This window comes from Streptomyces sp. NPDC111744 (assembly GCF_055634995.1).
Genome location: NZ_JBVKCG010000018.1, coordinates 1 through 23346 on the forward strand (window position 1 = coordinate 1; position 23346 = coordinate 23346).

General features: G+C 69.6%; 19 protein-coding genes and 1 pseudogene. 14 read left to right on the forward strand and 6 right to left on the reverse strand.

Annotation, left to right across the window (positions count from 1 at the left end):
- Nucleotides 1–120: 120 nt before the first annotated feature.
- Nucleotides 121–1065, reverse strand: coding sequence for a LysR family transcriptional regulator (locus ACZ7OO_RS31825; protein WP_471510073.1), 945 nt, complete (start codon nt 1063–1065; stop codon nt 121–123).
- 140 nt (nt 1066–1205) lie between these two features.
- Here ACZ7OO_RS31825 and ACZ7OO_RS31830 point away from each other — a divergent pair, with 140 nt between their 5' ends.
- From ACZ7OO_RS31830 to ACZ7OO_RS31840, 3 genes are all read left to right on the forward strand, one after another.
- Nucleotides 1206–2672: an MFS transporter gene (locus tag ACZ7OO_RS31830; RefSeq protein WP_471510075.1), complete on the forward strand. Its 1467-nt coding sequence runs from the start codon at nt 1206–1208 to the stop codon at nt 2670–2672.
- Between the two features lie 146 nt (nt 2673–2818).
- Entirely contained in the window at nt 2819–3646 is an 828-nt protein-coding gene (locus ACZ7OO_RS31835) for an MBL fold metallo-hydrolase (RefSeq protein WP_471510077.1), read from the forward strand.
- Nucleotides 3647–3757: 111 nt separating this feature from the next.
- Nucleotides 3758–4267, forward strand: a complete 510-nt coding sequence (locus tag ACZ7OO_RS31840; protein WP_471510079.1) for a DinB family protein — start codon at nt 3758–3760, stop codon at nt 4265–4267.
- A 170-nt stretch (nt 4268–4437) separates the two neighbouring features.
- Here ACZ7OO_RS31840 and ACZ7OO_RS31845 read toward each other — a convergent pair.
- A pseudogene (locus ACZ7OO_RS31845) lies at nt 4438–4758 on the reverse strand (alpha/beta hydrolase); the annotation flags it as partial.
- 120 nt (nt 4759–4878) lie between these two features.
- Between ACZ7OO_RS31845 and ACZ7OO_RS31850 the strand changes: the two are divergent.
- Nucleotides 4879–5094, forward strand: coding sequence for a DUF4177 domain-containing protein (locus ACZ7OO_RS31850; RefSeq protein WP_352222334.1), 216 nt, complete (start codon nt 4879–4881; stop codon nt 5092–5094).
- Nucleotides 5095–5166: 72 nt separating this feature from the next.
- Here ACZ7OO_RS31850 and ACZ7OO_RS31855 read toward each other — a convergent pair whose 3' ends face one another.
- Nucleotides 5167–7434 (reverse strand): (Fe-S)-binding protein, encoded by a 2268-nt coding sequence (locus tag ACZ7OO_RS31855; RefSeq protein WP_471510081.1) that lies wholly within the window; start codon nt 7432–7434, stop codon nt 5167–5169.
- Nucleotides 7435–7677: 243 nt separating this feature from the next.
- On the opposite strand from ACZ7OO_RS31855, the gene ACZ7OO_RS31860 reads away from it, so the two are divergent.
- The 7 genes from ACZ7OO_RS31860 to ACZ7OO_RS31890 all read left to right on the forward strand — a co-directional run bounded on the left by ACZ7OO_RS31860 (nt 7678) and on the right by ACZ7OO_RS31890 (nt 16524).
- Nucleotides 7678–8697 carry an MraY family glycosyltransferase gene (locus ACZ7OO_RS31860; RefSeq protein ID WP_471510083.1) on the forward strand — a complete coding sequence of 340 codons (1020 nt, stop codon included), beginning with the start codon at nt 7678–7680 and terminating at the stop codon, nt 8695–8697.
- A gap of 94 nt (nt 8698–8791) precedes the next feature.
- The gene (gene dnaK, locus ACZ7OO_RS31865; protein ID WP_471510085.1) at nt 8792–10624 is read left to right on the forward strand and encodes a molecular chaperone DnaK; all 1833 of its coding nucleotides are present in this window, start codon (nt 8792–8794) and stop codon (nt 10622–10624) included.
- Nucleotides 10621–11277 carry a nucleotide exchange factor GrpE gene (grpE, locus tag ACZ7OO_RS31870; RefSeq protein ID WP_471510087.1) on the forward strand — a complete coding sequence of 219 codons (657 nt, stop codon included), beginning with the start codon at nt 10621–10623 and terminating at the stop codon, nt 11275–11277. The genes dnaK and grpE overlap by 4 nt, the downstream gene beginning before the upstream one ends.
- A 45-nt stretch (nt 11278–11322) precedes the next feature.
- Nucleotides 11323–12495: a molecular chaperone DnaJ gene (gene dnaJ, locus ACZ7OO_RS31875; protein ID WP_471510089.1), complete on the forward strand. Its 1173-nt coding sequence runs from the start codon at nt 11323–11325 to the stop codon at nt 12493–12495.
- 5 nt (nt 12496–12500) lie between these two features.
- Nucleotides 12501–12962: a heat shock protein transcriptional repressor HspR gene (locus ACZ7OO_RS31880; RefSeq protein WP_471510091.1), complete on the forward strand. Its 462-nt coding sequence runs from the start codon at nt 12501–12503 to the stop codon at nt 12960–12962.
- A 521-nt stretch (nt 12963–13483) separates the two neighbouring features.
- Complete coding sequence (locus ACZ7OO_RS31885; RefSeq protein ID WP_471510093.1) at nt 13484–14596, forward strand: sugar ABC transporter substrate-binding protein; 1113 nt, start codon at nt 13484–13486, stop codon at nt 14594–14596.
- A gap of 875 nt (nt 14597–15471) precedes the next feature.
- Entirely contained in the window at nt 15472–16524 is a 1053-nt protein-coding gene (locus ACZ7OO_RS31890; protein ID WP_471510095.1) for a helix-turn-helix transcriptional regulator, read from the forward strand.
- Here ACZ7OO_RS31890 and ACZ7OO_RS31895 read toward each other — a convergent pair.
- Nucleotides 16487–16708: a hypothetical protein gene (locus tag ACZ7OO_RS31895; RefSeq protein WP_471510096.1), complete on the reverse strand. Its 222-nt coding sequence runs from the start codon at nt 16706–16708 to the stop codon at nt 16487–16489. The two genes, ACZ7OO_RS31890 and ACZ7OO_RS31895, sit on opposite strands and share 38 nt — an antisense overlap.
- Nucleotides 16705–17703 carry a helix-turn-helix transcriptional regulator gene (locus ACZ7OO_RS31900; RefSeq protein WP_471510098.1) on the reverse strand — a complete coding sequence of 333 codons (999 nt, stop codon included), beginning with the start codon at nt 17701–17703 and terminating at the stop codon, nt 16705–16707. Before ACZ7OO_RS31900 ends, ACZ7OO_RS31895 begins: the two co-directional genes overlap by 4 nt.
- A 372-nt stretch (nt 17704–18075) precedes the next feature.
- On the opposite strand from ACZ7OO_RS31900, the gene ACZ7OO_RS31905 reads away from it, so the two are divergent.
- The 3 genes from ACZ7OO_RS31905 to ACZ7OO_RS31915 all read left to right on the forward strand — a co-directional run bounded on the left by ACZ7OO_RS31905 (nt 18076) and on the right by ACZ7OO_RS31915 (nt 22153).
- A complete protein-coding gene (locus tag ACZ7OO_RS31905) occupies nt 18076–18372 on the forward strand; it encodes a (2Fe-2S)-binding protein (protein ID WP_351317863.1) in 297 nt (98 codons plus the stop codon).
- A gap of 466 nt (nt 18373–18838) precedes the next feature.
- Nucleotides 18839–21520, forward strand: coding sequence for an ATP-dependent chaperone ClpB (gene clpB / locus ACZ7OO_RS31910; protein WP_471510100.1), 2682 nt, complete (start codon nt 18839–18841; stop codon nt 21518–21520).
- Nucleotides 21521–21622: 102 nt separating this feature from the next.
- The gene (locus ACZ7OO_RS31915; protein WP_471510102.1) at nt 21623–22153 is read left to right on the forward strand and encodes a type III secretion system chaperone family protein; all 531 of its coding nucleotides are present in this window, start codon (nt 21623–21625) and stop codon (nt 22151–22153) included.
- A gap of 6 nt (nt 22154–22159) precedes the next feature.
- Here the strand turns inward: ACZ7OO_RS31915 and ACZ7OO_RS31920 are convergent, their stop codons facing one another.
- A complete protein-coding gene (locus ACZ7OO_RS31920) occupies nt 22160–23227 on the reverse strand; it encodes a hypothetical protein (protein WP_471510311.1) in 1068 nt (355 codons plus the stop codon).
- Nucleotides 23228–23346 lie beyond the last annotated feature (119 nt).

Here is a 23346-nt window from a genome sequence, read left to right on the forward strand (position 1 = left end):
CCCAGAAAGCTAAATCGGCCGGGCTGACGGCGTCCGACGAACGATCTGAATCACGGGGCTGTGTCGTGGCCACAGCCAGAGCCTCCCATCACTCCGTGATCCAGATCTAGCCCTGTAGTACTAGTGGCCGGTGCCCTCGTTCGTCCACAGACTCTCCACGGCCCGCGAAGGGCCGCCCACCGCGCGTACCCGTTCCATGGCCACCTGGACGAACGCCCGTAGCCGGGCCGTCTCGTGGCCGGTGGGCCAGACGAAGGCGTAGTCGATAGCAGGGGCGTCCGTGAGCGGCCTGAAGACCAGGCCGGGACGGCTGTAGTAGTGCGTGCCGGCGGCCGCCACCGGTGTCACGCCCTTGCCCGCGAGAACCAGGGAGAGCGCGTCCTCCCAGTGCGTCATCGCCTGCCCGTGCGGGATGGGACGCCCCGACGGGGTCTGCCGCGGGAAGTGGTGGTCCAGCCAGTGTGCCGGCACGTTCCCGGCGACCGTCAGCAGCGTCGCCTCCGCCAGGTCCTCCACGCTCACCGACGCACGCCGCGCGAAGGGGTGCCCGGACGACATCAGCAGCACCCGCGGCTGTGACACCAGCACCGGACCCAGCGTCAGATCCGGCTCCGCCAGCGGAGGTTCGGTGACCTGGAGCTCGACGTCCCCCGCGCGCAGCGGGCCGTAGGGGTCCGAGATCTGCACCTGCCGTATCTGCACGTCCACATCCGGGTACCGACGCCCGAACGCCTCGGCGATGCTGTGCAGCAGATGGCCCGTGAACGCGCCGGAGAACCCGATCCGCAGCGAACCGGTGATCCCCCGCCCGGCCGCCATCGCCCTGGCGACGGCCTCCTCGACCCCTCGCCACGCGGGCGCGAGATCGTCCCCGAGCTGTTCCCCGATGGGCGTGAGGGTGACCTGACGGCTGGTGCGGTCGAACAACTTGGCACCGATACGGCGCTCCAGCCGGGCGACGGTCTGGCTGACCCGGCTCTGCGAGACGCCCACGCGCTCGGCGGTCCGCCCGAAGTGCAGTTCCTCCGCGAGGGTCAGGAAAATCTCGATCTCCTGGCGTTCCATGACCGGTTCTCCCGCGCCCCTCATTTCCGTGACCTCGAACGATGAGCCCAGCGAATCGATCGTTGCACAGATCGTCCTTGTTGCGCAGGTCCCCCGATTCGAAGCTGGACTGGCCAGCGAGATCACCAGGAAGGACCCTCATGGCCGTCACCGAATCCTCACCCCCCGCCCCCACGCACGAGGTCGCCGCACCTCCCGAGGCCGCCGCCGGCGGTGTCTTCGCCTCGCGCGAGTGGCTGGTGCTGATCACCCTGTGCTGCGCCACCTTCATGTGCGGCCTGGACTTCTCCATCGTCACCGTCGCCCTGCCCGACATCGGCACCGCCCTCGGCTTCTCCTCGGCCGGCACCCTGCAGTGGGTGGCCACCGCCAGCCTGCTGCCGTCCGCGAGCCTGCTGCCCCTGTTCGCCCGGGTCGCCGACCTGATCGGCCGCAAGCGGCTGTTCACCCTCGGCGTCGCCGTCTTCACCCTCTTCTCGCTCGGCGCCGCCCTCGCCAACAGCCCCGGCGTGCTGATCGCCACCCGCATCGGCCAGGGCACCGCCGCCGCGATGATCGCCCCGTCCGCGATCGCCCTGATGACCGGCTACTTCCAGGAAGGTCCCAAGCGCGCCCGTGCCCTGGGCCTCAACGGCGCCGTCATGTCGCTTGGCTTCGTGCTCGGCGCGCTGGGCGGCGGTGTCATCACCAACGGCTTCAGCTGGCGCTGGACCATGGTCGCGCTCTGCGTGATGGGCGCGCTGGCGCTGGCAGGTGCGCTGGCCCTGCCCACGATCCACGAGTCCGGTGCCGCCCGGCGGATGGACATCCCGGGCGCGATCCTCGCCACGCTCGGCCTGTTCGGGCTGGTCTACGGCATCTCCACCGGCGGTGACGAGGGCTGGACCCGTCCCGCGGCACTCGGCCCGATCGTCGGCGGCCTGGTGATGCTGGCCGCGTTCCTGCTGGTCGAGCGCCGTCACCCGGAGCCGCTGGTGCCGCTGTCCGTGCTGAACCGGCCGTCCGTGAAGTGGTCGGGGCTGTTCGGTGTCATCACCTTCGGCATGTGCGCCGGTACGACCGTGCTGCTCAGCCTGTACATGCAGGACGTGCTCGGCTTCACCGCTCTTCAGGCCGGTCTGAGCTACCTCGGCGAGGGCGCGGCCGCGATGCTCGGCGGTCTGTACGTGGCCCGGCTGCTCGGCCGGTTCGGCGGGGTGAAGGTGCTGGCCGCGGGCCTGCTCATCCAGGGTGTCGGCACGGTCGCGATGTTCGCCCTGCCCCAGGACGTGAACCTGGCCGCCCTGCTCGTCACCTCCTCCGTCATGGGCCTCGGCCACGTCTTCAGCGTCGTCTCCTTCATCACCGTGATGACCACGGGCGTCACCGAGGAGGACCAGGGCGTCGTCGGCGGTCTGTCGCAACTGCCGCAGTACGTGGCGGCGATCGGTGTCTCGGGCCTGAGCGCGATCGCCGCCGCCCGCACCAACGCCCTCTCGTCGGGCGGCACCGCGTCCCGCGCCGACATCCTGGGCGGGCTGCACGCGGGCATGGTCACCGCCGGTGTCGTCGCCCTCGCCGGTGCCCTGCTCGTCGGCGCCGCACTGCGCAAGCGGACCACGGCGTAGGCCGTTCCGTGTCCGGCACACGGCATCGCCCGCCGGAACCGTCCACGCACCCCGGCGTGGCCGTCCGCCGCCACTCGGCGGACGGCCACGCCGGCCCCGTATCCGAGCCGCGCCGGGCGTTTTCGCCGCCCGCGAGGGGACCATCCGTGAACGACAGCCGACTGCGCAGGCCCTCCGCCGTACGTACCCTGCGCGTGGGTGAGTTGAAGGTCAGCTATGTGCCCGACGGGGCGATGCTGCTGAAGCCGGCCGGCAGTCTGCCCGCGGCCGTCGACCGCCACTGGAGCAGGTACGGCGCCTACCTCAACGACACCCGCCGACTCGTCGCCAACACCGGTGGCCTGCTCGTCGAACACGGCACCCGGGCCCTGCTGATCGACGCCGGGTTCGGGCCGCGCGCGGTACCGGAGGACCCCGGCCACCCCGACCGGGGCGCGGTGCACGGCGGATCGCTGCCCGGAAACCTCGCCCTGCTCGGGCGGTCGCCCGAGGACATCGAGACGGTGGCCTTCACCCACCTCCACCCCGACCACATCGGCTGGGCCTGCGTCGATCCGCCCCTGTTCACCCGGGCCACCTTCGTGATCCCCAAGGCCGAATGGGATCACCGCGACCCCGCCGTGGCGGCACTCGAACCCCGGACCCGGCTGGTGCTCGCGGGCGACGAGGTCTTCCCCGGCGTCCACGCCATGGCGCTGCCCGGCCACACCGCCGGTCACACCGGCTTCGTCATCGCCTCCCACGGCACCCGCCTGCTCGCCTTCGGCGACGCCTTGCTCACCTCCCTGCAGATACGGCACCCCGAGTGGTCCGCGGTCTCCGACGCCGACCCCGCCCAGTCGGAGCGTCACCGCCGCCGTCTGGTCGCCGAACTCCTGCGCCCGGACACCCTCGGCTTCGGCATCCACTTCGCGGACGTGGTCTTCGGCCGGGTGCGGCCGCAGGGCGAGAACGCGACCTGGCATCCGCTGTGACGCCCCCGGTCCCCGCCCTACTCGGAGGACCTGTTCCGAGAGATGTGATGGGGTGCACTGGGTACCGTGGCTCCCCCCCCGGATGCCGCAATGGACAAAGGAGCACGGTCAGTGACCAGCGACAACCGCATAGGACCGCCCGCTTTCGGAAGTGAACGCGACATGCTGCGGGCCTTTCTCGACTACCACCGCGCCACCCTCGCCATGAAGTGCGAAGGGCTCACCGACGAGGAGTTGCGGCAGCAGTCGATGCCACCGTCCACGCTCTCGCTGCTCGGTCTGGTCCGGCACATGGCGGAGGTGGAACGGGCCTGGTTCCGGCGGGTGTTCGAGGACCGTGACGCGCCCATGGTCTGGTCCGACAGGATCGACTTCCAGGCGGCGTACGACGCGAGCGGGTCGACCCGGGACGAGGCGTTCAAGGTTTGGGAGGACGAGGTGGAGACCTCGCGCCGTATCGAGCGCGAGGCCGGCTCCCTGGACCAGGCCGGATATCAGCCGAGGTGGGAGGCGGAGGTGTCGCTGCGGATGGTGATGACGCACGTCCTCCTGGAGTACGGCCGTCACAACGGGCACGCCGACCTGCTGCGGGAGGGCATCGACGGGAGCGTAGGAGCCTGAGCGCCCATCAACCCGAGCCCTGAGTCGGACTGCCCCCAGGTCATTGAGCCGGGGGCTGTCGGCTGTCAATCCTTACGGGTCGCGGACGTCCGGCTGATATGGCGGATTGTTCCGATTGTCGTGGGGCCGGCCGACCTACCCTGTCCGTGCTCCAGGCCCTGGCGCCGCCCTCACATCCCGGACGGTGACCGGCCGACCGTCAACCGGCCCGGCCGGTACGGGACATAGGCCGCCCCGTCCAGACCGAGCGCGGTGGCCGAGCGCTGGAGCGCGGCGGGGGTCGCGGCGTCGTCCCAGTGGCCGGTGCCGACGCGGTGTTCGAGGGCGTGCAGGGCGGCCACGGTCTCGGCGGTGGTGAACGTGCAGTGGCCCTGCCGTTCGACATACGCCTGCCGCAGCAGCGCGCCGTCGCCGGCAGCCCGCACCCGGGCGGCGAAGCGGTTCTCCTGCTGGACCGGCACCAGGTTGTCGGCGGTTGTGTGAATGTCGAGGCCTGACCCGACCGCCGCCCCGTAAATCCGGTCCTGCGGTGTGTGCCGGTGCCCCGGGATGATTGTCTGGCTCCGGCAACCCCGTCCCGACCGGCTTCGCCGCAGGAGGATCCCGCAGTCATGAGCAGTGCCTACGCGTACGAGTACAAGGTCGTCACCTTCCGGGAGTCGCTGATCGGCGACGCGCTGGACAGCGACAAGCTGGAGAAGGTCCTCAACAAGCACGCCGAGGACGGCTGGGGCCTCAAGGCCATCACCTCCGCCGACGTCAAGGGCCGGATAGGTCCCGGCGCCGTCGAGGGCCTGCTGCTGACCTTCGAGCGCCCGCGCGGCTGAGCGAGGCGGACCACACCGGAACGCCCCCCGACCCGCAATGCGGGTCGGGGGGCGTTCCGGTGTGCTGACGGGTTACTTCACCGGCTCCGGCTCCGGCGCGCTCTCCTGCTCCGCCTCGCCCGCCGGGTCGACCGGGGTCTTGACCGAGTCGAGGAGCAGCTGGGCCACGTCGACCACCTGGATGGACTCCTTGGCCTTGCCGTCGTTCTTCTTGCCGTTGACCGAGTCGGTGAGCATGACCAGGCAGAAGGGGCAGGCCGTCGAGACGATGTCGGGGTTCACCGACAGCGCCTCGTCGACGCGCTCGTTGTTGATGCGCTTGCCGATGCGCTCTTCCATCCACATCCGGGCGCCGCCGGCGCCACAGCAGAAGCCGCGCTCCTTGTGGCGGTGCATCTCCTCGTTGCGCAGGCCCGGGACGCTGGCGATGATCTCGCGCGGGGGCGTGTAGATCTTGTTGTGGCGGCCCAGGTAGCAGGGGTCGTGGTAGGTGATGATGCCCTCGACCGGGGTGACCGGGACCAGCTTGCCTTCGTCCACCAGGTGCTGGAGCAGCTGGGTGTGGTGGATGACCTCGTAGTCGCCGCCGAGCTGCGGGTACTCGTTGCCGATGGTGTTGAGGCAGTGCGGGCAGGTGGCGACGATCTTCTTGGCCGACTTCGGCTTCTTCGTCGCCGGATCCTCGTCATCCTCGCCGAAGGCCATGTTCAGCGCGGCCACGTTCTCCATGCCGAGCTCCTGGAACAGCGGCTCGTTGCCGAGCCGGCGCGCCGAGTCGCCGGTGCACTTCTCGTCGCCGCCCATGATCGCGAACTTGACGCCCGCGATGTGGAGGAGTTCCGCGAAGGCCTTGGTGGTCTTCTTGGCGCGGTCCTCCAGGGAGCCCGCGCAGCCCACCCAGTACAGGTACTCGACCTCGGTCAGGTCCTCGATGTCCTTGCCCACGACCGGGACCTCGAAGTCGACCTCCTTGAGCCACTCCAGGCGCTGCTTCTTGGCCAGGCCCCAGGGGTTGCCCTTCTTCTCCAGGTTCTTGAGCATCGTGCCCGCCTCGGAGGGGAAGGCGCTCTCGATCATCACCTGGTAGCGGCGCATGTCGACGATGTGGTCGACGTGCTCGATGTCCACCGGGCACTGCTCGACACAGGCGCCGCAGGTGGTGCAGGACCACAGGACGTCCGGGTCGATGACGCCGTTCTCCTCGGCGGTACCGATCAGCGGGCGCTCGGCCTCCGCCAGAGCCGCCGCGGGGACGCCCGCCAGCTGCTCCTGCGAAGCCTTCTCCTCGCCCTCCATGGTCTTGCCGCCGCCCGCGAGCAGGTAGGGCGCCTTGGCGTGGGCGTTGTCGCGCAGCGACATGATCAGCAGCTTAGGGGAGAGCGGCTTCCCGGTGTTCCAGGCCGGGCACTGCGACTGGCAGCGGCCGCACTCGGTGCAGGTGGAGAAGTCCAGCAGGCCCTTCCAGGAGAACTGCTCGACCTGGGAGACACCGAAGACGTCGTCGTCACCGGGGTCGGTGAAGTCGATCGGCTTGCCGCCGGAGGTCATCGGCAGCAGGGCGCCCAGGGAGGTCTCACCGGTGGCGTTGCGCTTGAACCAGATGTTCGGGAAGGCCAGGAAGCGGTGCCAGGCGACGCCCATGTCGGTCTTCAGGGCGACCACGATCATCCAGATGAAGGAGGTCGCGATCTTCAGGCCGGCGAAGAAGTAGGTGAGGTTCTGGAGCGTGGAGACGTCCATGTCCCGCAGCCAGGACACCACCGGGTACGAGATGAAGAAGGAGGCCTCGTACGAATCCACGTGGTGCTGGGCGCCCTCAAGGGCGTGCAGCATGAAGATGCAGACGCCGACGATCAGGATGACCGTCTCGACGAAGTACGCCTGGCCGAAGTTGGAGCCGGCGAAGCGGGACTTGCGGCCCGGCCGGTTCGGCTTGCTCAGCTGGCGGATGACGATCAGCACCAGGATGCCGAGGACCGTCATGGTGCCGATGAACTCGACGAAGACGTTGTACGGCGCCCACTCGCCGATGACCGGCAGCAGCCAGTCGGCCTGGAAGAGCTGGCCGACGGCGTTGACGATCGTCAGCAGGAGAGAGAAGAAGCCGACCGCGACGAACCAGTGCGCCACGCCGACGATGCCCCAGCGGTTCATCCGGGTGTGGCCGAGGAACTCCCTGACCACCGTGACGGTCCGCTGGACGGGCTCGTCGGTACGGGTGCCGGCGGGCACGTTCTGGCCGAGCCGCATGAAGTTGTAGATCTGCAGGACGGCGCGGGCGAACAACGCCACGCCGACCACGATCAGAACCAGCGACACGATGATCGCGGCGAGTTGCATGGGGGCTCCTCGGGCCTGCGAGGGGTCTCTTCGGGTCTCTTCGCGAGGGTTCCCGAAATTACTAAGCGGTAACTTATGCAGTCGGTCTGAGACTACCCGCATCTTTACTCGCACTGTAGTCAGGTGCGGGGTGATCTGAATCGCTGAGGTGTCCCTGACCTGCCGCTGCCTTGCGGTGGCAAAGTGATCGTGTTATTCGTGTTATTCATCTGGAATTGTTACATTTAGGTCTAATTTAGACGTGTGCTCTACGGGATCGCCGCCGCCACCACAGCCCTGCTGCTCGCCGCCCTCCTCGCCGCGCTGATCCGGCCGCTCGCCCTGCGGCTGGGGCTCGTCGACCGCCGGCGGGCGCGGCCTGTGCCGGTGCTGGGCGGGCTGGCGGTCGTGGGCGCCACGTGTCTGGTCGCGGGCGCCGGTGACTGGACCGGTGCCGCACCGCTCGGTACCGGGGTCGGGGAGCTGCTGGTCGCCGGGGGGGCCGTGGCGCTGCTCGGGCTGGTCGCCGACGTGTGGCGGCTGAAGACGCGGTTCCTGCTGTTCGGTACGGCTGTGGCGGCCGCGTGCGTGGTGCCGTACGGGGAGTTCGGTGTGGTCGAAGGGCTGCTCGGTGTCCTGTGGATCGCCTTTGTCGCCGTCGCCTTCAAGGGGCTCGACCACGCCGACGGGCTCGCCGGGACCGTGGGGGTGATCACCGCCTTCGGGGTCGGGGCCTGTGCCGCCGCGGAGGTGATGGACGGGCTGGCCGTCCTGCTGAGCGTGCTCGCCGCCGCGCTCACCGGGTTCCTGATGCACAACTGGCATCCCGCGCGGATCGCCCTCGGTGCCACCGGCTCGCTGTTCGCGGGGTTCGTACTGGCCGCGGCCGCGCTGATCACGCGGACCGGTTACGACCCCTTCGCCAGCGCGGGCGTGCTGCTCGCGCTCACCGCCGTCGCGAGCGCCGACGTGCTGCTCGTCGTGCTGTCGCGGCTCCTCGCCGGGCGGCCGGTGCTGCGGCGCGGGCCCGACCATCTCGCACACCGGTTGCGGCGGCTCGGGCTCACCCCGCCGGGCGCGACCGTCGTCCTCGGTGTCGCATCCTTCGCGGGGGTGCTCGTCGGGGTGCTGGTGCACGGCGGCTGGGTCGGGCGGACGGGCGCCACATGCGTCGCCTGCGTCACCGTCAGCGTCGTACTCCTACTCCTTCGGGTGCCTGTTTATGGGGTCCGTCGGCTGGAATCCACGCAGGTCAGCGGGCACTTGCGTGTAAGGAACGGATAAGAGTTGAGCCGTCGCGACTCAGGTCTGTTGACCCACGGCGAGGCTTGATGCACACTTGAGTCCGTTCCACTCAAGTCAGCTGGAGGAAATCACCATGGCACGTGCGGTCGGCATCGACCTGGGCACGACTAACTCTGTCGTCAGCGTTCTTGAAGGCGGCGAGCCCACCGTCATCACCAACGCCGAGGGTGCCCGGACCACGCCGTCCGTCGTCGCCTTCGCCAAGAACGGCGAGGTTCTGGTCGGCGAGGTCGCCAAGCGCCAGGCGGTCACCAACGTGGACCGCACCATCCGGTCGGTCAAGCGTCACATGGGCACCGACTGGAAGATTCAGCTGGACGGGAAGGACTTCAACCCGCAGCAGATCTCCGCGTTCATCCTGCAGAAGCTGAAGCGGGACGCGGAGGCCTACCTGGGTGAGAAGGTGACCGACGCGGTCATCACCGTCCCGGCGTACTTCAACGACTCCGAGCGTCAGGCGACGAAGGAGGCCGGCGAGATCGCGGGCCTGAACGTCCTGCGTATCGTCAACGAGCCCACCGCGGCGGCGCTGGCCTACGGCCTCGACAAGGACGACCAGACGATCCTCGTCTTCGACCTCGGTGGCGGCACCTTCGACGTGTCCCTCCTGGAGATCGGCGACGGCGTCGTCGAGGTGAAGGCGACGAACGGCGACAACCACCTCGGTGGTGACGACTGGGACCAGCGCATCGTCGACTACCTGGTCAAGCAGTTCGCGGCCGGTCACGGCGTGGACCTCGGCAAGGACAAGATGGCCCTCCAGCGCCTCCGCGAGGCCGCCGAGAAGGCCAAGATCGAGCTGTCCTCGTCCACCGAGACCTCGATCAACCTGCCCTACATCACGGCGTCCGCCGAGGGCCCGCTGCACCTGGACGAGAAGCTGACGCGCGCTCAGTTCCAGCAGCTGACCGCGGACCTCCTCGAGCGCTGCAAGACGCCGTTCCACAACGTCATCAAGGACGCCGGCATCCAGCTCGGCGAGATCGACCACGTCGTCCTCGTCGGTGGCTCCACCCGTATGCCCGCCGTCGCCGAGCTCGTCAAGGAGCTGACCGGCGGCAAGGACGCCAACAAGGGCGTCAACCCGGACGAGGTCGTCGCCATCGGCGCCGCCCTCCAGGCCGGTGTCCTCAAGGGTGAGGTCAAGGACGTCCTGCTGCTCGACGTCACCCCGCTGTCCCTCGGTATCGAGACCAAGGGCGGCATCATGACCAAGCTGATCGAGCGCAACACCACGATCCCGACGAAGCGCTCCGAGATCTTCACGACGGCCGAGGACAACCAGCCGTCCGTGCAGATCCAGGTCTACCAGGGCGAGCGCGAGATCGCGGCGTACAACAAGAAGCTCGGGATGTTCGAGCTGACCGGTCTGCCGCCGGCCCCGCGCGGTGTCCCGCAGATCGAGGTCGCCTTCGACATCGACGCCAACGGCATCATGCACGTGACCGCGAAGGACCTGGGCACGGGCAAGGAGCAGAAGATGACCGTCACCGGCGGCTCCTCGCTGCCGAAGGACGAGGTCGACCGGATGCGCCAGGAGGCCGAGCAGTACGCGGAGGAGGACCACCGCCGCCGCGAGGCCGCCGAGACCCGCAACCAGGGCGAGCAACTCGTCTACCAGACCGAGAAGTTCCTCAAGGACAACGAGGACAAGGTCCCGGGCGAGATCAAGACCGAGGTCGAGGCGTCCGTCGAGGAGCTGAAGGCCGCGCTCAAGGGCGAGGACACCGCCGAGATCCGCACCGCCACCGAGAAGGTCGCGGCCGTCTCCCAGAAGCTGGGCCAGGCCATGTACGCCGACGCCCAGGCCTCGCAGGCCGCCGCCGGTGGTACCCCCACCGCTGAGGCCGACGACGTGGTGGACGCCGAGATCGTCGACGACGAGCGCAAGGACGGTGCCGCGTGACGGAGGAGACCCCGGGCTTCGAGGAGAAGCCCGACGTCCCCTCCGGCGCCACCCCCGACGACGCCGAGCCGAAGGCCGCTCCCGCACAGGGGGCGGCCCCGGCCGGGGACGCAAGCGCAGAACTGACCGGTCTGACCGCACAGCTGGACCAGGTACGCACCGCGCTCGGCGAGCGCACCGCGGACCTCCAGCGCCTCCAGGCCGAGTACCAGAACTACCGCCGCCGAGTGGAGCGTGACCGGATCACGGTCCGGGAGATCGCCATCGCGAACCTCCTGACCGAACTCCTGCCCGTGCTCGACGACATCGGCCGCGCACGGGAACACGGCGAACTGGTCGGCGGTTTCAAGTCGGTGGCCGAGTCGCTCGAGACGGTCGCGGCGAAGATGGGACTCCAGCAGTTCGGCAAGGAGGGCGAGCCCTTCGACCCGACGATCCACGAGGCGCTGATGCACAGCTACGCGCCGGACGTCACCGAGACGACGTGCGTGGCGATTCTGCAGCCCGGGTATCGCATCGGCGAGCGCACCATCCGCCCCGCGCGGGTGGCGGTCGCCGAACCGCAGCCGGGAGCGCAGGCGGTGAAGGCCGAGGGGACCGACGAGGCCCCCGCGGCCGGCGAGGACAAGGACAACGGCCCTGAGGAGGGCTGAAGTCGTAGAGATTGAGCGGAACACCGGAAAGGGGGCGCGTCGGGGATGAGCACCAAGGACTTCATCGAGAAGGACTACTACAAGGTCCTCGGCGTCCCCAAGGACGCCACCGAGGCCGAGATCAAGAAGGCGTACCGGAAGCTCGCCCGCGAGTTCCACCCGGACGCCAACAAGGGCAACGTCAAGGCCGAGGAGCGCTTCAAGGAGATCTCCGAGGCCAACGACATCCTCGGCGACCCCAAGAAGCGCAAGGAGTACGACGAGGCGCGCGCCCTCTTCGGCAACGGTGGCTTCCGCCCCGGGCCGGGCGCGGGCGGCGGCAACTTCAACTTCGACCTGGGCGACCTCTTCGGGGGCACCGCGCAACAGGGCGGGGGCGGTTTCGGCGGCGGTTTCGGCGACGTCCTGGGGGGCTTGTTCAACCGGGGTGGCGGCGCGGGCACGCGCACCCAGCCCCGGCGCGGCCAGGACATCGAGTCCGAGGTCACGCTCAGCTTCACGGAGGCCATCGAGGGCGCCACGGTCCCGCTGCGGATGTCCTCGCAGGCCCCCTGCAAGGCCTGTTCGGGCACCGGCGACGCGAACGGCACACCGCGTGTGTGCCCGACCTGCGTCGGCACCGGTCAGGTGGCGCGGGGATCGGGCGGCGGCTTCTCGCTCACCGACCCCTGCCCGGACTGCAAGGGCCGCGGCCTGATCGCGGAGAACCCCTGCCCTGACTGCAAGGGCAGCGGCCGCGCCAAGTCGTCGCGCACCATGCAGGTCCGGATCCCGGCAGGGGTGACGGACGGCCAGCGGATCCGGCTGCGCGGCAAGGGCGCACCGGGCGAGCGGGGCGGCCCGGCGGGCGACCTGTACGTCATGGTCCACGTCGACACCCACCCGGTGTTCGGCCGCAAGGAGGACAACCTCACGGTGACCGTCCCGGTGACCTTCACCGAGGCGGCGCTCGGCGGCGAGGTCAGGGTGCCCACCCTGGGCGGACCGCCGGTCACCCTCAAGCTGCCCCCGGGCACGCCCAACGGCCGCACCATGCGCGCCCGTGGCAAGGGCGCGGTCCGCAAGGACGGCACCCGCGGCGACCTCCTGGTCACCGTCGAGGTGAGTGTCCCGAAGGACCTGTCGGGGAATGCTCGTGACGCACTGGAGGCGTATCGCGAGGCGACCGCGGGCGAGGACCCGCGCGCCGAGCTGTTCGAGGCCGCGAAGGGAGCATGACAGGGATGGACGGCCGTCGACGCAGTGACAGTTTCCGCGGGCCGTATGAACTGACCGAGGAGACCCCGGTCTACGTCATCTCGGTGGCGGCCCAGCTCTCCGGACTGCACCCGCAGACGCTGCGCCAGTACGACCGCCTCGGCCTGGTCTCGCCCGACCGCACGGCCGGGCGGGGCCGCCGCTACTCGGCCCGCGACATCGAACTGCTCCGGCAGGTGCAGACGTTGTCGCAGGACGAGGGCATCAACCTGGCCGGCATCAAGCGCATCATCGAACTGGAGAACCAGGTCGTCGCCCTCCAGGCCCGCGTGGCGGAGATGGAAGCGGCCCTGGACGGCGCGGCGGCCGCCATGCAGCAGCGGGAAGCAGCGGTACACGCCTCGTACCGCCGCGACCTGGTGCCGTATCAGGAGGTCCAGCACACCAGCGCACTGGTGGTGTGGCGGCCGAAGAAGGCCAAGGACTAGCAGCACCTGTGCGAAGGGGCCCGGAGGTTCACCTGAACCTCCGGGCCCCTCGCGTGTCACTCGGCGGGTGCGCTGACCGTCCAGTCGGCGGCCGGAGCCGTCTCTGTGCCGTCCGCCGGCACGCCGGTCACCCAGTAGTAGGACACCGTGCCCACGGCCGCGCCGCCGAGCAGGGTGGGCGGTGGCGAGCACCACGGCTGCGGCCGCGGCGCGTCTGGCTGGGTTCATTCGATCCTCTGGTCGTGTCCGTGACGACGGAGATGGCCGTTACCGATGTCGACCCATGAGGAATGGAGTTGGTTGTACTGATCTTTGCCCACCCGTGAACTCCCTTTGAGTGGAGGGTCCGTAAAGGGTGTTTGGAGGCGATTCCGCTTACTCTTCACAGGTGCAGCGGAGGGTAGTGTTGCGCACTCGTTAAGTAGTTCCGCTTGACGCCGGGTGTGGCGTACGCGTTGTCTTTTCAGACATCTGGGTCGCAAGCAGCCCCATGTCCGGAACGCACTGAAGTGAGCCCCCGTATGCGTCGTATAGCCATGTCTGTGGCCGCGTCCACGATGACCCTCTCGCTCGCCGGCTGCGGCGTGCTCAACGCGACGGGATCGTCGAGCACCGCGAGCCCGACCAAGGGCAACGACATCACGGTGGGTGTGCTGATGCCGGACATCATCAACGCCCGGTACAGAAACTTCGACTACCCGATCATGAAGGCCAAGATCGCCGAGCTCACGAACAAGCAGGGCCGGATCGCGTACGCCAACGCCGGGTCGTCCGCCTCCGCGCAGGCCCAGCAGATGCAGAAGATGATCGACGACAAGGTCGACGTCATCGTCCTGGACTCGGTCGACTCGCACGCCATCGCGGGCACGGTGAAGAAGGCCAGGGACGCGGGCATCCCGGTCATCGCCTACGACCGCCTCGCCGAGGGCCCGATCGACGCCTACGTCTCCTTCGACAACGAGCTGGTCGGCGAGGTGCAGGCCCGTACGCTCCTTGAGGGTCTCGGGCCGAACGTCGACACCTCCGAAAAGGTCATCATGATCAACGGCTCGCCGACGGACCCGAACGCCAAGCAGTTCAAGACGGGCGCCCTGTCCGAGCTGACCGGCAAGGTGACGATCCCGTCCGCGGCCTCGTTCGACACCAAGGACTGGGACCCGGGGATCGCCGAGCAGGAGACCACCAAGGCGATCAACGCGATCGGCAAGAACAACATCGCCGCCGTTTACTCCGCGAACGACGCGATGGCGGGCGGCATCGTCAAGGCCCTCAAGGCGGCCGGCTTCACCAACATGCCGCCGATCACCGGCCAGGACGCCGACCTCGACGCCATTCAGCGGATCATCGTCGGCCAGCAGTACATGACCGTCTACAAGCCCTACCCGAACGAGGCCGAGGCCGCCGCGGAGATGGCCGTCTACAAGGTGCAGGGCAAGGACATCCAGTTCGACGCGCTCACCCAGGACCAGGTCGACAGCCCCACCACCAAGAACATCCCGTCCCAGCTGGTGCAGGTCAACGCCGTGACGAAGAGCAAGATCAAGGACACCGTCGTCGCGGACGGCATCTACAAGGTCTCGCAGATCTGCACCGCCGACTACAAGACGGCGTGCGCGGCGGCCGGCCTCAAGTAGGCCCCGCCCCGCGGCGGCTGCCGCGGGCCACTACGCGGCTCCGGCCGGGGACGACGACCCGCCGGCTGTCGTCGCGGCTCAGGCGCCGGCCCATCAGGGGAGCTGTCCAGGACCTGCTGCATGTCCACGGGCTCCGGGCCGGCGCCGGCGTACTCGACGTACCGTCCGGTCCAGGCGAACGGGCCCAGGTCAACGTGACGGGGTGCCACGCGTTCACCAACGAGGGTGGGGGAGGCGGAGAGGGCGACCGGACGCTCGGCGATGACAGCTTCGCGAGTGACCGTACAGCTCCCGCCCGGGCCCGTCCCGTCCCCGAAGGCCCGGGGATGCCCGTAGCGTCGGCGAGACAGGCCTCCAGGGCCCGGACCCGCTGGGCCACGCCTCTTCGTGTGGTCGCCGCCAGTACCGGCTCGTAGGCGGTCCTGACCTCACCCGGCCGTGCCCTCTCGGCCAACGCGTACGCGTCAACGATGTCCGCCATGAAGGGACGTCGGAGCGGGCACGTAACGCGGTGATCACCGGCGCATTCCGGGGATCCGCCAGGTCTGCCGCGTGACGTGCCCGCGAGCGGCCCTCCCCGCAACGCGCCTCCCCCGTGGGCGCGTTGCGGGGGCCCCGGTCCGATCGGGTGAGGATGGCCCGGGGCCCCGGCGGGTGTCCGGCGAACACCCGTGGGAAGCACCGCGAACGATGCCCCCGTGAACCCGCCGCCGCCACCGTCATCTTGTTGCAGTGCGGTCTGCGGAGGCCGGAAGATACCGGGGCATACCGGTGCGTTACGACGCCCGGTGTGAAGGGAGCCGTGTTGCGGACCCGGTCCGGACCGCTCATAGTTGCGCTGCGGAAGAGGCAGCAAACCGGGGGTGGAATGGGCGATGGCCGGGCACGGGACGGAGAAGCATCCACACGGTGCCGACCGACTGTGCGCCGCCGGGGATCGCGTGTATTCCCGTGCCGTGCGCCGGGGCCGGGTGCCGCGCACGGATGCCGACGCGGTGCCGTGTCTGCTGGAGCTGGCGCTGCTGCATCCGGACCCCGACGACATGGAATGGCTGGTGCCGACATCCCCGCAGGAGGTCATGACCCAGCTGCTGCGCGAGGTCTACGACGAGGTCACCGACAGCCAGCGGCGGGTGGGCTCGGCGGTGGCGGCCTTCGAGCGGTACGCCGGTCTGGGACGGCAGTTGCAGGTCGCGTCGGCCTCCGCCGAGGGCACGGCGGCGATCCGGGTCCTGGACGGGTTGTCCCGGATCCAGGCGGCGATGGACGAGGCGACGGAGGCGTGCACCAGCGAGGTGCTGACCGTGCAGCCGGGCGGTATCCGCCGTGAGTCTGAGCTGACCGAGGGGCTGCACCGGGCGGTCGCCCTGCGCGGCCGGGGCGTGCGCATGCGGGACCTGTACACGCATGTCGCCCGGCACGGCCAGGGCCTGCTCAACTACCTGGAGCTGATGGGCGACGCGGTGGAGGCCCGGACCCTCGACGAGGTCATCGACCGCCTGATCCTCTTCGACCGCACGGTCGCCTTCATCCCCGCCAATGCCGACCGCACGATGGCCCTGGAACTGCGCCACCCCGCCCTGGTCGAGTACTTCGTCACCGTCTTCGAACGCCTCTGGCGCCTCGCGATCCCCCTCACCGCGCCTCTCCCCGACACCGGCATCGAGGGCATCTCACACCGCGAGCAGTCCATCGCCGCGCTGCTGGCGGAGGGCCACCAGGACGCCGTCATCGCCGAACGCCTGGGCATCAGCGTCCGTACCTGCCGCGCCCACATCGCCCGCCTCTCCGAGACGCTGGGCGCGGCGAGCCGTACCCAGCTGGGCGTGCGGATAGCACAGGTGGGGCTGGACCGGCCGCCGGGCGGGACGAGCGGGCCGCCTGCCGTGATCAGCCTTCCTGATCAAGGATCCCCGAGCGTCCGATGAGAGAGCCGAGCTGGGCGCGGCTGTCGCTGCCGAGGTGGGCGGCGAGCTTGGCGATGTGGACGCGGTGCGGACGTTGGGCGTCCTGGACAGACAGGTGACCCTCGCGAAGGGCGCGCTCGTACAGTTGCGTCCCCGCGGCGCACAGTTCCTCGATGTCGTGCTCGGCGTGTGGAATGGGGGTCAAAGGCTGCCCCCCTCCTCGGGGGGCTCCTGGTTCAGAATCCCGGACTGGGCGATCAGGTAGCCGAGCTGCGCGCGGCTGCCGCTGCCGAGAGCCTGGGCCAGCTTGGCGATGTGGGCGCGGCAGGTGCGGACGTTCATCCCGAGCCGACGGGCGATGGCCTCGTCGACGTGACCCTCGATCAGGAGCTTGGCGATAGAGTGCTGGACCTCGGTGATGCCGTGGGAGGCGACCTCGTAATGCCCGCCCGTGCTCAGCGGGACCGAGCGGTTCCACATGAAATCGAAGACCTTGATCAGGTAACGGACGAGGCCCGGCTGACGCAGTTCCAGGGCGACCTGCTGGTCCTCGCGAATGGGAATGAAGGCGACGGTCTCGTCGCAGATGATGAGCCGCTCCACGAGTTCGTCGATGGTGCGGTACTCCGCCTTGCCGTCGGCGAGGTGGGCCGCGTACGCCAGCTTCTCCGGGCTGTAGCGGGCGGTGTGCTGATACAGGGTGCGGATCCGGACACCCCGTTCGTTCAGCGGCCTGTCCCGCTCCATGGCCCGCTGCATGGTCTGCTCGGAGAGGCGATCGCTCGGCTGGATCGTGAGAACCTCGGTCTGGCACTGCGCGGTGGCGAGATTGAGTGCGGTGTTGATGCGATCACTGCCCTCCAGGACGGTGATCGAGTCGCCGCTTGCCATCGCATGCCCACCGAGCGCGAGGAAGGGCTCGAAGACATCGGCGAGTTGCATGGACAGTCGTCGGCGCTCTGTGATCTCGCGCTCGATCGGGCTGAGCCGGTGGGCCAGGGCCACTGCCGGGGGAACCGGGAGCAGCCAGTTCGGGTCGCTCGGATCCGGCTGGAGCAGAGCGAATTCCATCAGGCAGGGGGCTTCCGCCGCGTCCGAGCGCGTGACGCGTCCTGTACGCAGGGCGGCGGCGTAGAGGCGGCTGCCTTCCTCGCACAGATCCGCCATCGCGTGGGGATGTGCCGTGTTGACCCTATTCATCCCTTTATCTCCACCCCCCAGGGTCCTGAACATGCAGGAACATGATGCACCGATCGTGTGGCCATGACGTGCCCGAATGAGCCATCGTCATACCAGTCGGGGGAAGAGGGGACCTTCAAGTGAGGACGAAGCGGAACATGTGCAAGGGAGTGCTTCGCTCGGTGCTTGTGGCGGCCTTCTCCGTCGCGGCGCTTGGCGGTGTGTGGAGCGGCCTCTCCGATGCGAAGGACGGCGTTCAGGCGAACACCGCCTGGCCGGCCGTCGTGGCGACTGACGTCGCTGCCGGCAGCAGTGCCGATGGGCTTGTCTCGACCGATGGAGCCGGGAGCTGACGTGACCACCCCACCCGACGACCGATCCTTCCGGCGCGAAATGGCCACCGCCTACCGCTCCGGCTGGCACTTCATCGACCTGGTCACCGCCATCCCCCACAGCGGTGACTCGCTGATGGTGACCGTCTTCGGTGAGCCGGTCGTCGTCACGCGGGACGAGGACGAGGACGTACGGGCCTACCGGTGCCTGCGCAAGCCCCGGGGTGCGCCGCAGCCCGTACGGTGCGCTGTCCGGTACGGAATGATTTTTGTGAATCTGGACCAACGGGACCACCGGCTGGCTGAGCCGGATGTCCCGGACGTGAGGACCATCTCGGCCACCCCCCGCAGTGCCTGACGCGATTCCCCCGTCGTAAAAGATCGCTCAGGTGCTTCCCCCCGCAGCGGCGTCACCGTGACCTGAACACGGTGACGCCGCTGTAGTTTTCTGGGGACATTTCGCGGTATCGGCCGGTTTCGACCAAGGTCCACGGTGGCTTAAAACTGCCGGTGGAACACCGAAAGAACGGGGTGGCCACCCCGGGGCGGCGGCTCGATCCCGCCCTCCTGGCCCTGGATGCCCTCCCGCACGCTCCGCGTGTCTCCGCCCGGCCCCTGCCGCGCTCCCTCCCTCTGCTTCCGGCCCCCCGGCGGCGCGCCGTTCCCTGTGCCCACCCCGCCCGCCCCGCCGTCGGCGCATGGCGCACGCTTCATGTGGAAGCTGGTCCCCGGAAGCACTCCCGCCCTCACCTTGAGTGGAATAGACTCAACTTTGTGTACGTTGGCTGAGTCAGCCGAACGACGCCGAGGAGGAGAACGCGAACGTGGACGCCGAGCTGACCAACAGGAGCCGGGACGCGATCAACGCGGCCGGCAACCGGGCCGTGACCGAGGGGCACGCGGACCTGACGCCTGCCCACCTGCTGCTGGCTCTGCTCCAGGGCCAGGACAACGAGAACATCACCGACCTGCTCTCGGCCGTCGAAGCCGACCAGGCCGCCGTACGCCAGGGCGCCGAGCGCGCGCTGGCCGCCCTGCCCAGCGTGACCGGCTCCACGGTCGCGCCCCCGCAGCCCAACCGTGAGCTGCTGGCGGTCATCGCCGACGCGGGGGACCGCGCCAAGGACCTCGGTGACGACTACCTCTCCACCGAGCATCTGCTCATCGGCATCGCCGCGAAGGGCGGCGCGGCCGGCGAGGTGCTGGAGCGGCAGGGGGCCACCGCGAAGAAGCTGGCGGAGGCCTTCCGGAAGGCGCGCGGCGGGCGCCGGGTGACCACCGCCGACCCCGAGGGCCAGTACAAGGCGCTGGAGAAGTTCGGGACGGACTTCACGGCCGCCGCCCGGGACGGCAAGCTCGACCCCGTCATCGGACGGGACCAGGAGATCCGGCGGGTCGTACAGGTGCTGTCCCGCCGCACCAAGAACAACCCCGTGCTCATCGGCGAGCCCGGCGTCGGCAAGACCGCCGTGGTCGAGGGGCTCGCCCAGCGGATCGTCAAGGGGGACGTGCCCGAGTCGCTGAAGGACAAGCGGCTGGTGGCGCTGGACCTCGGGGCCATGGTCGCGGGCGCGAAGTACCGCGGTGAGTTCGAGGAGCGGCTGAAGACCGTCCTCGCCGAGATCAAGGACTCCGACGGGCAGATCATCACCTTCATCGACGAGCTGCACACCGTTGTCGGCGCCGGAGCCGGCGGTGACACCGCCATGGACGCCGGCAACATGCTGAAGCCGATGCTGGCCCGCGGTGAGCTGCGCATGGTCGGCGCCACCACCCTCGACGAGTACCGGGAGCGGATCGAGAAGGACCCGGCGCTGGAGCGCCGCTTCCAGCAGGTGCTGGTCGCCGAGCCGACCGTCGAGGACACCATCGCCATCCTCCGTGGCCTGAAGGGCCGTTACGAGGCCCACCACAAGGTGCAGATCGCGGACAGCGCGCTGGTCGCCGCCGCCACCCTCTCCGACCGTTACATCACCTCCCGCTTCCTCCCCGACAAGGCCATCGACCTGGTCGACGAGGCGGCCTCGCGCCTCCGGATGGAGATCGACTCCTCGCCCGTCGAGATCGACGAACTCCAGCGCTCCGTCGACCGGTTGAAGATGGAGGAGATGGCGCTGGAGAAGGAGACCGACCCGGCCTCCCGGGAGCGCCTGGAGAAGCTGCGCCGCGACCTCGCCGACAAGGAGGAGGACCTGCGCGGTCTCAACGCCCGGTGGGAGCGCGAGAAGCAGTCCCTGAACCGGGTCGGCGAGCTGAAGGAGAAGCTCGACGAACTGCGCGGCACCGCCGAACGCGCCCAGCGCGACGGCGACTTCGACACCGCCTCCAAGCTGCTGTACGGCGAGATCCCGCAGCTGGAGAAGGAGTTGGAGGCCGCGTCCGAGGCCGAGGAGGAGACGGCCCGGGACACCATGGTCAAGGACGAGGTCGGCTCCGACGACATCGCGGACGTGGTGGCCGCCTGGACCGGTATCCCCGCCGGGCGTCTCATGGAGGGCGAGACCCAGAAACTGCTCCGCATGGAGGACGAGCTGGGCCGCCGGCTCATCGGCCAGACCGAGGCCGTACGAGCGGTCTCCGACGCCGTACGACGTTCACGGGCCGGCATCGCCGACCCGGACCGCCCCACCGGCTCCTTCCTCTTCCTGGGCCCGACCGGCGTCGGCAAGACGGAACTGGCCAAGGCGCTCGCCGACTTCCTCTTCGACGACGAGCGGGCGATGGTCCGTATCGACATGTCGGAGTACAGCGAGAAGCACAGCGTGGCCCGGCTGGTCGGTGCCCCGCCCGGGTACGTCGGCTACGAGGAGGGCGGCCAGCTGACCGAGGCGGTCCGCCGCCGCCCCTACACCGTGGTCCTCCTGGACGAGGTGGAGAAGGCCCACCCCGAGGTCTTCGACATCCTCCTCCAGGTGCTGGACGACGGCCGTCTCACCGACGGCCAGGGCCGCACGGTCGACTTCCGCAACACCATCCTGGTGCTGACGTCGAACCTGGGCAGCCAGTACCTGGTCGATCCGGTGCTCGGCGAGGAGGAGAAGAAGCGGCAGGTCCTGGACGTCGTCCGGCACTCCTTCAAGCCGGAGTTCCTCAACCGCCTGGACGACCTGGTCGTCTTCTCCGCCCTCGCGAAGGACGAGCTGGCCCGGATCGCCCGGCTCCAGATCGACCGGCTGGCCAAGCGCCTCGCCGACCGCCGCCTCGCCCTGGAGATCACCCCGGAGGCCCTGGCCTGGCTCGCCGAGGAGGGCAACGACCCGGCGTACGGCGCCCGCCCGCTCCGCCGCCTGGTCCAGACCGCCATCGGCGACCGCCTCGCCAAGGAGATCCTCTCCGGCGAGGTCAAGGACGGCGACACGATCCGCGTGGACGCCTTCGGAGAGGGCCTGATCGTGGGCCCGGCAACAGCCGGGGAAGCGATCGGGGAACCGGTCGGGGAACCGGTCGGCGGAACGGCCGGGGAAGCCGTCGAAAGCACCGGTCAGGGCACCGGAAAAACGCTCTGAGCGGAATTCCGCCAACGGGAGACGAACCCGCCGGGGCTGGGGTTGCCACCCCCCTCCCCGGATGGGGGAGGATGGCGGAGTCCAGACGAAGGGAAATTCACGGTGACCATCGACCCGTCCTCGATCCCGAACTTCGGGGGCCAGCCCGAGCCGCAGCCCCAAGGACCGGCGGGCCCCGTCGTCCCGGATCAGGATCTCGTGAAGCAGCTCCTCGACCAGATGGAGCTCAAGTACGTCGTCGACGACGAGGGTGACCTCGCGGCGCCGTGGGAGCAGTTCCGTACGTACTTCATGTTCCGTGGAGAGGACGAGCAGGCGGTCTTCTCGGTGCGGACGTTCTACGACCGCCCCCACAAGATCGACGAGAAGCCGCAGCTGCTCGAGTCCATCGACGACTGGAACCGGCGGACCCTGTGGCCCAAGGTCTACACCCACACCCATGACGACGGCACCGTCCGTCTCATCGGTGAGGCGCAGATGCTGATCGGCACGGGCGTCGACATCAACCACTTCGTGTCGTCCACGGTCAGCTGGGTGCGGGCCGCGATCGAGTTCGACAAGTGGCTCGTCGAGCAGCTCGGCCTGGAGGAGGCCGTGAACGAGGCCGACAAGCCCGAGGACGACGAGGAGTAAGCAGCTCTACAGAGGCGTACCGGCGATGACGACCAGGTACGCGCCGTAGCCGAACGAGAGCCCGGCCAGGGCCGCGACCACCACCGTCGCGTGCCAGGGCCGGGCTCTCGCCGTGCGGACGAGCGCGCGGGCGAGGGGGAGCAGGAGAGGGAAGGCCGGCAGGAGGAAGCGCGGCTTGGACTCGAAGAAGCCCGAGCCGCCGAGCGTGATCAGGAGGAGTACGGCGGTGTAGGCGAGGAGGGGGAGCGGGGCCCGGTCCAGCAGCAGGAGCGCGTAGAGGACCACCGCCGCGGCCACGATCACCAGGGCCATCGGGAAGACGAAGCGGTCGCCGCGCAGGAGCAGGTCGCGGACGAAGCGCAGCGAGCCCCGGCCGAGGTCGAAGCGTGAGCCCCACAGGCGCTGTACGCCGAAGTAACCGCCCAGCGGATCGCCGGTGCGGCGGCCCACCCACAGGACGTACGCGAACCAGCCGAGCGGGGCGAGTGCCGCGCCCGTCCACAGCCTGTGGGCAACCCGGCCGCGGGAGCGGTGCAGGCGGTGTATCTCGCAGCCGGCGGCGAGAAGGACGGCCGCCGCGACCGCGAAGCCGTTCGGCCGGGACAGGCCCGCCAGGGCGGCCAGGGTGCCCGCCCACAGCCAGTTACCGGCCAGAACCGCGTAGAGGGACCAGGCGGCGAACGCGGTCAGGACCGGTTCCGTGTACGCCATGGAGAGCACGACGGAGTGCGGGAGCAGGCCCCAGAGGAGGACGAGGGCCGTGGCCACCGCGCGGCCGTGCAGGCGGGCACCCACCGCGTAGATGCCTGCGGCGGCCACGGCGGCTGCCGTCCAGGACACCAGCAGGCCCGCTCCCGCCCCGCTCAGCGGGCTGACGGCGGTGAGGGTGCGGATCAGGGCCGGGTAGAGCGGGAAGAACGCCAGGTCGCTGTGGATGACGTCGGGCCGGAAGTACAGGGTGCGGCCGTAGCCGTGCGCCGCGATGCCCAGGTACCAGACGGAGTCCCAGGACCGGCCGAGCAGGGTCAGCGGGTGCCTGCCGCCGGCCCAGGCGGCCAGTGCGACCACGGCCATGCCGGTGAGCCGGGCCGCCGCGAAGAGCCCCACCGCGACGCCGCCCGCCGTGAGGACGGACAGACGGGTGCCGGGCCGCTGTGCGACGGACGGGGAGAGAGCGGCGGTGCTGGTGGTCG

Coding starts and splice junctions, on each gene's coding strand:
- ACZ7OO_RS31830 (WP_471510075.1), top strand. CDS start 1,206: ATGGCCGTCACCGAATCCTCACCCCCCGCCCCCACGCACGAGGTCGCC.
- ACZ7OO_RS31920 (WP_471510311.1), bottom strand. CDS start 23,227: ATGGCCGTGGTCGCACTGGCCGCCTGGGCCGGCGGCAGGCACCCGCTG.
- ACZ7OO_RS31905 (WP_351317863.1), top strand. CDS start 18,076: ATGGCCACCGCCTACCGCTCCGGCTGGCACTTCATCGACCTGGTCACC.
- ACZ7OO_RS31850 (WP_352222334.1), top strand. CDS start 4,879: ATGAGCAGTGCCTACGCGTACGAGTACAAGGTCGTCACCTTCCGGGAG.
- ACZ7OO_RS31885 (WP_471510093.1), top strand. CDS start 13,484: ATGCGTCGTATAGCCATGTCTGTGGCCGCGTCCACGATGACCCTCTCG.
- dnaK (WP_471510085.1), top strand. CDS start 8,792: ATGGCACGTGCGGTCGGCATCGACCTGGGCACGACTAACTCTGTCGTC.
- ACZ7OO_RS31825 (WP_471510073.1), bottom strand. CDS start 1,065: ATGGAACGCCAGGAGATCGAGATTTTCCTGACCCTCGCGGAGGAACTG.
- dnaJ (WP_471510089.1), top strand. CDS start 11,323: ATGAGCACCAAGGACTTCATCGAGAAGGACTACTACAAGGTCCTCGGC.
- ACZ7OO_RS31890 (WP_471510095.1), top strand. CDS start 15,472: ATGGCCGGGCACGGGACGGAGAAGCATCCACACGGTGCCGACCGACTG.
- ACZ7OO_RS31855 (WP_471510081.1), bottom strand. CDS start 7,434: ATGCAACTCGCCGCGATCATCGTGTCGCTGGTTCTGATCGTGGTCGGC.
- ACZ7OO_RS31880 (WP_471510091.1), top strand. CDS start 12,501: ATGGACGGCCGTCGACGCAGTGACAGTTTCCGCGGGCCGTATGAACTG.
- ACZ7OO_RS31900 (WP_471510098.1), bottom strand. CDS start 17,703: ATGAATAGGGTCAACACGGCACATCCCCACGCGATGGCGGATCTGTGC.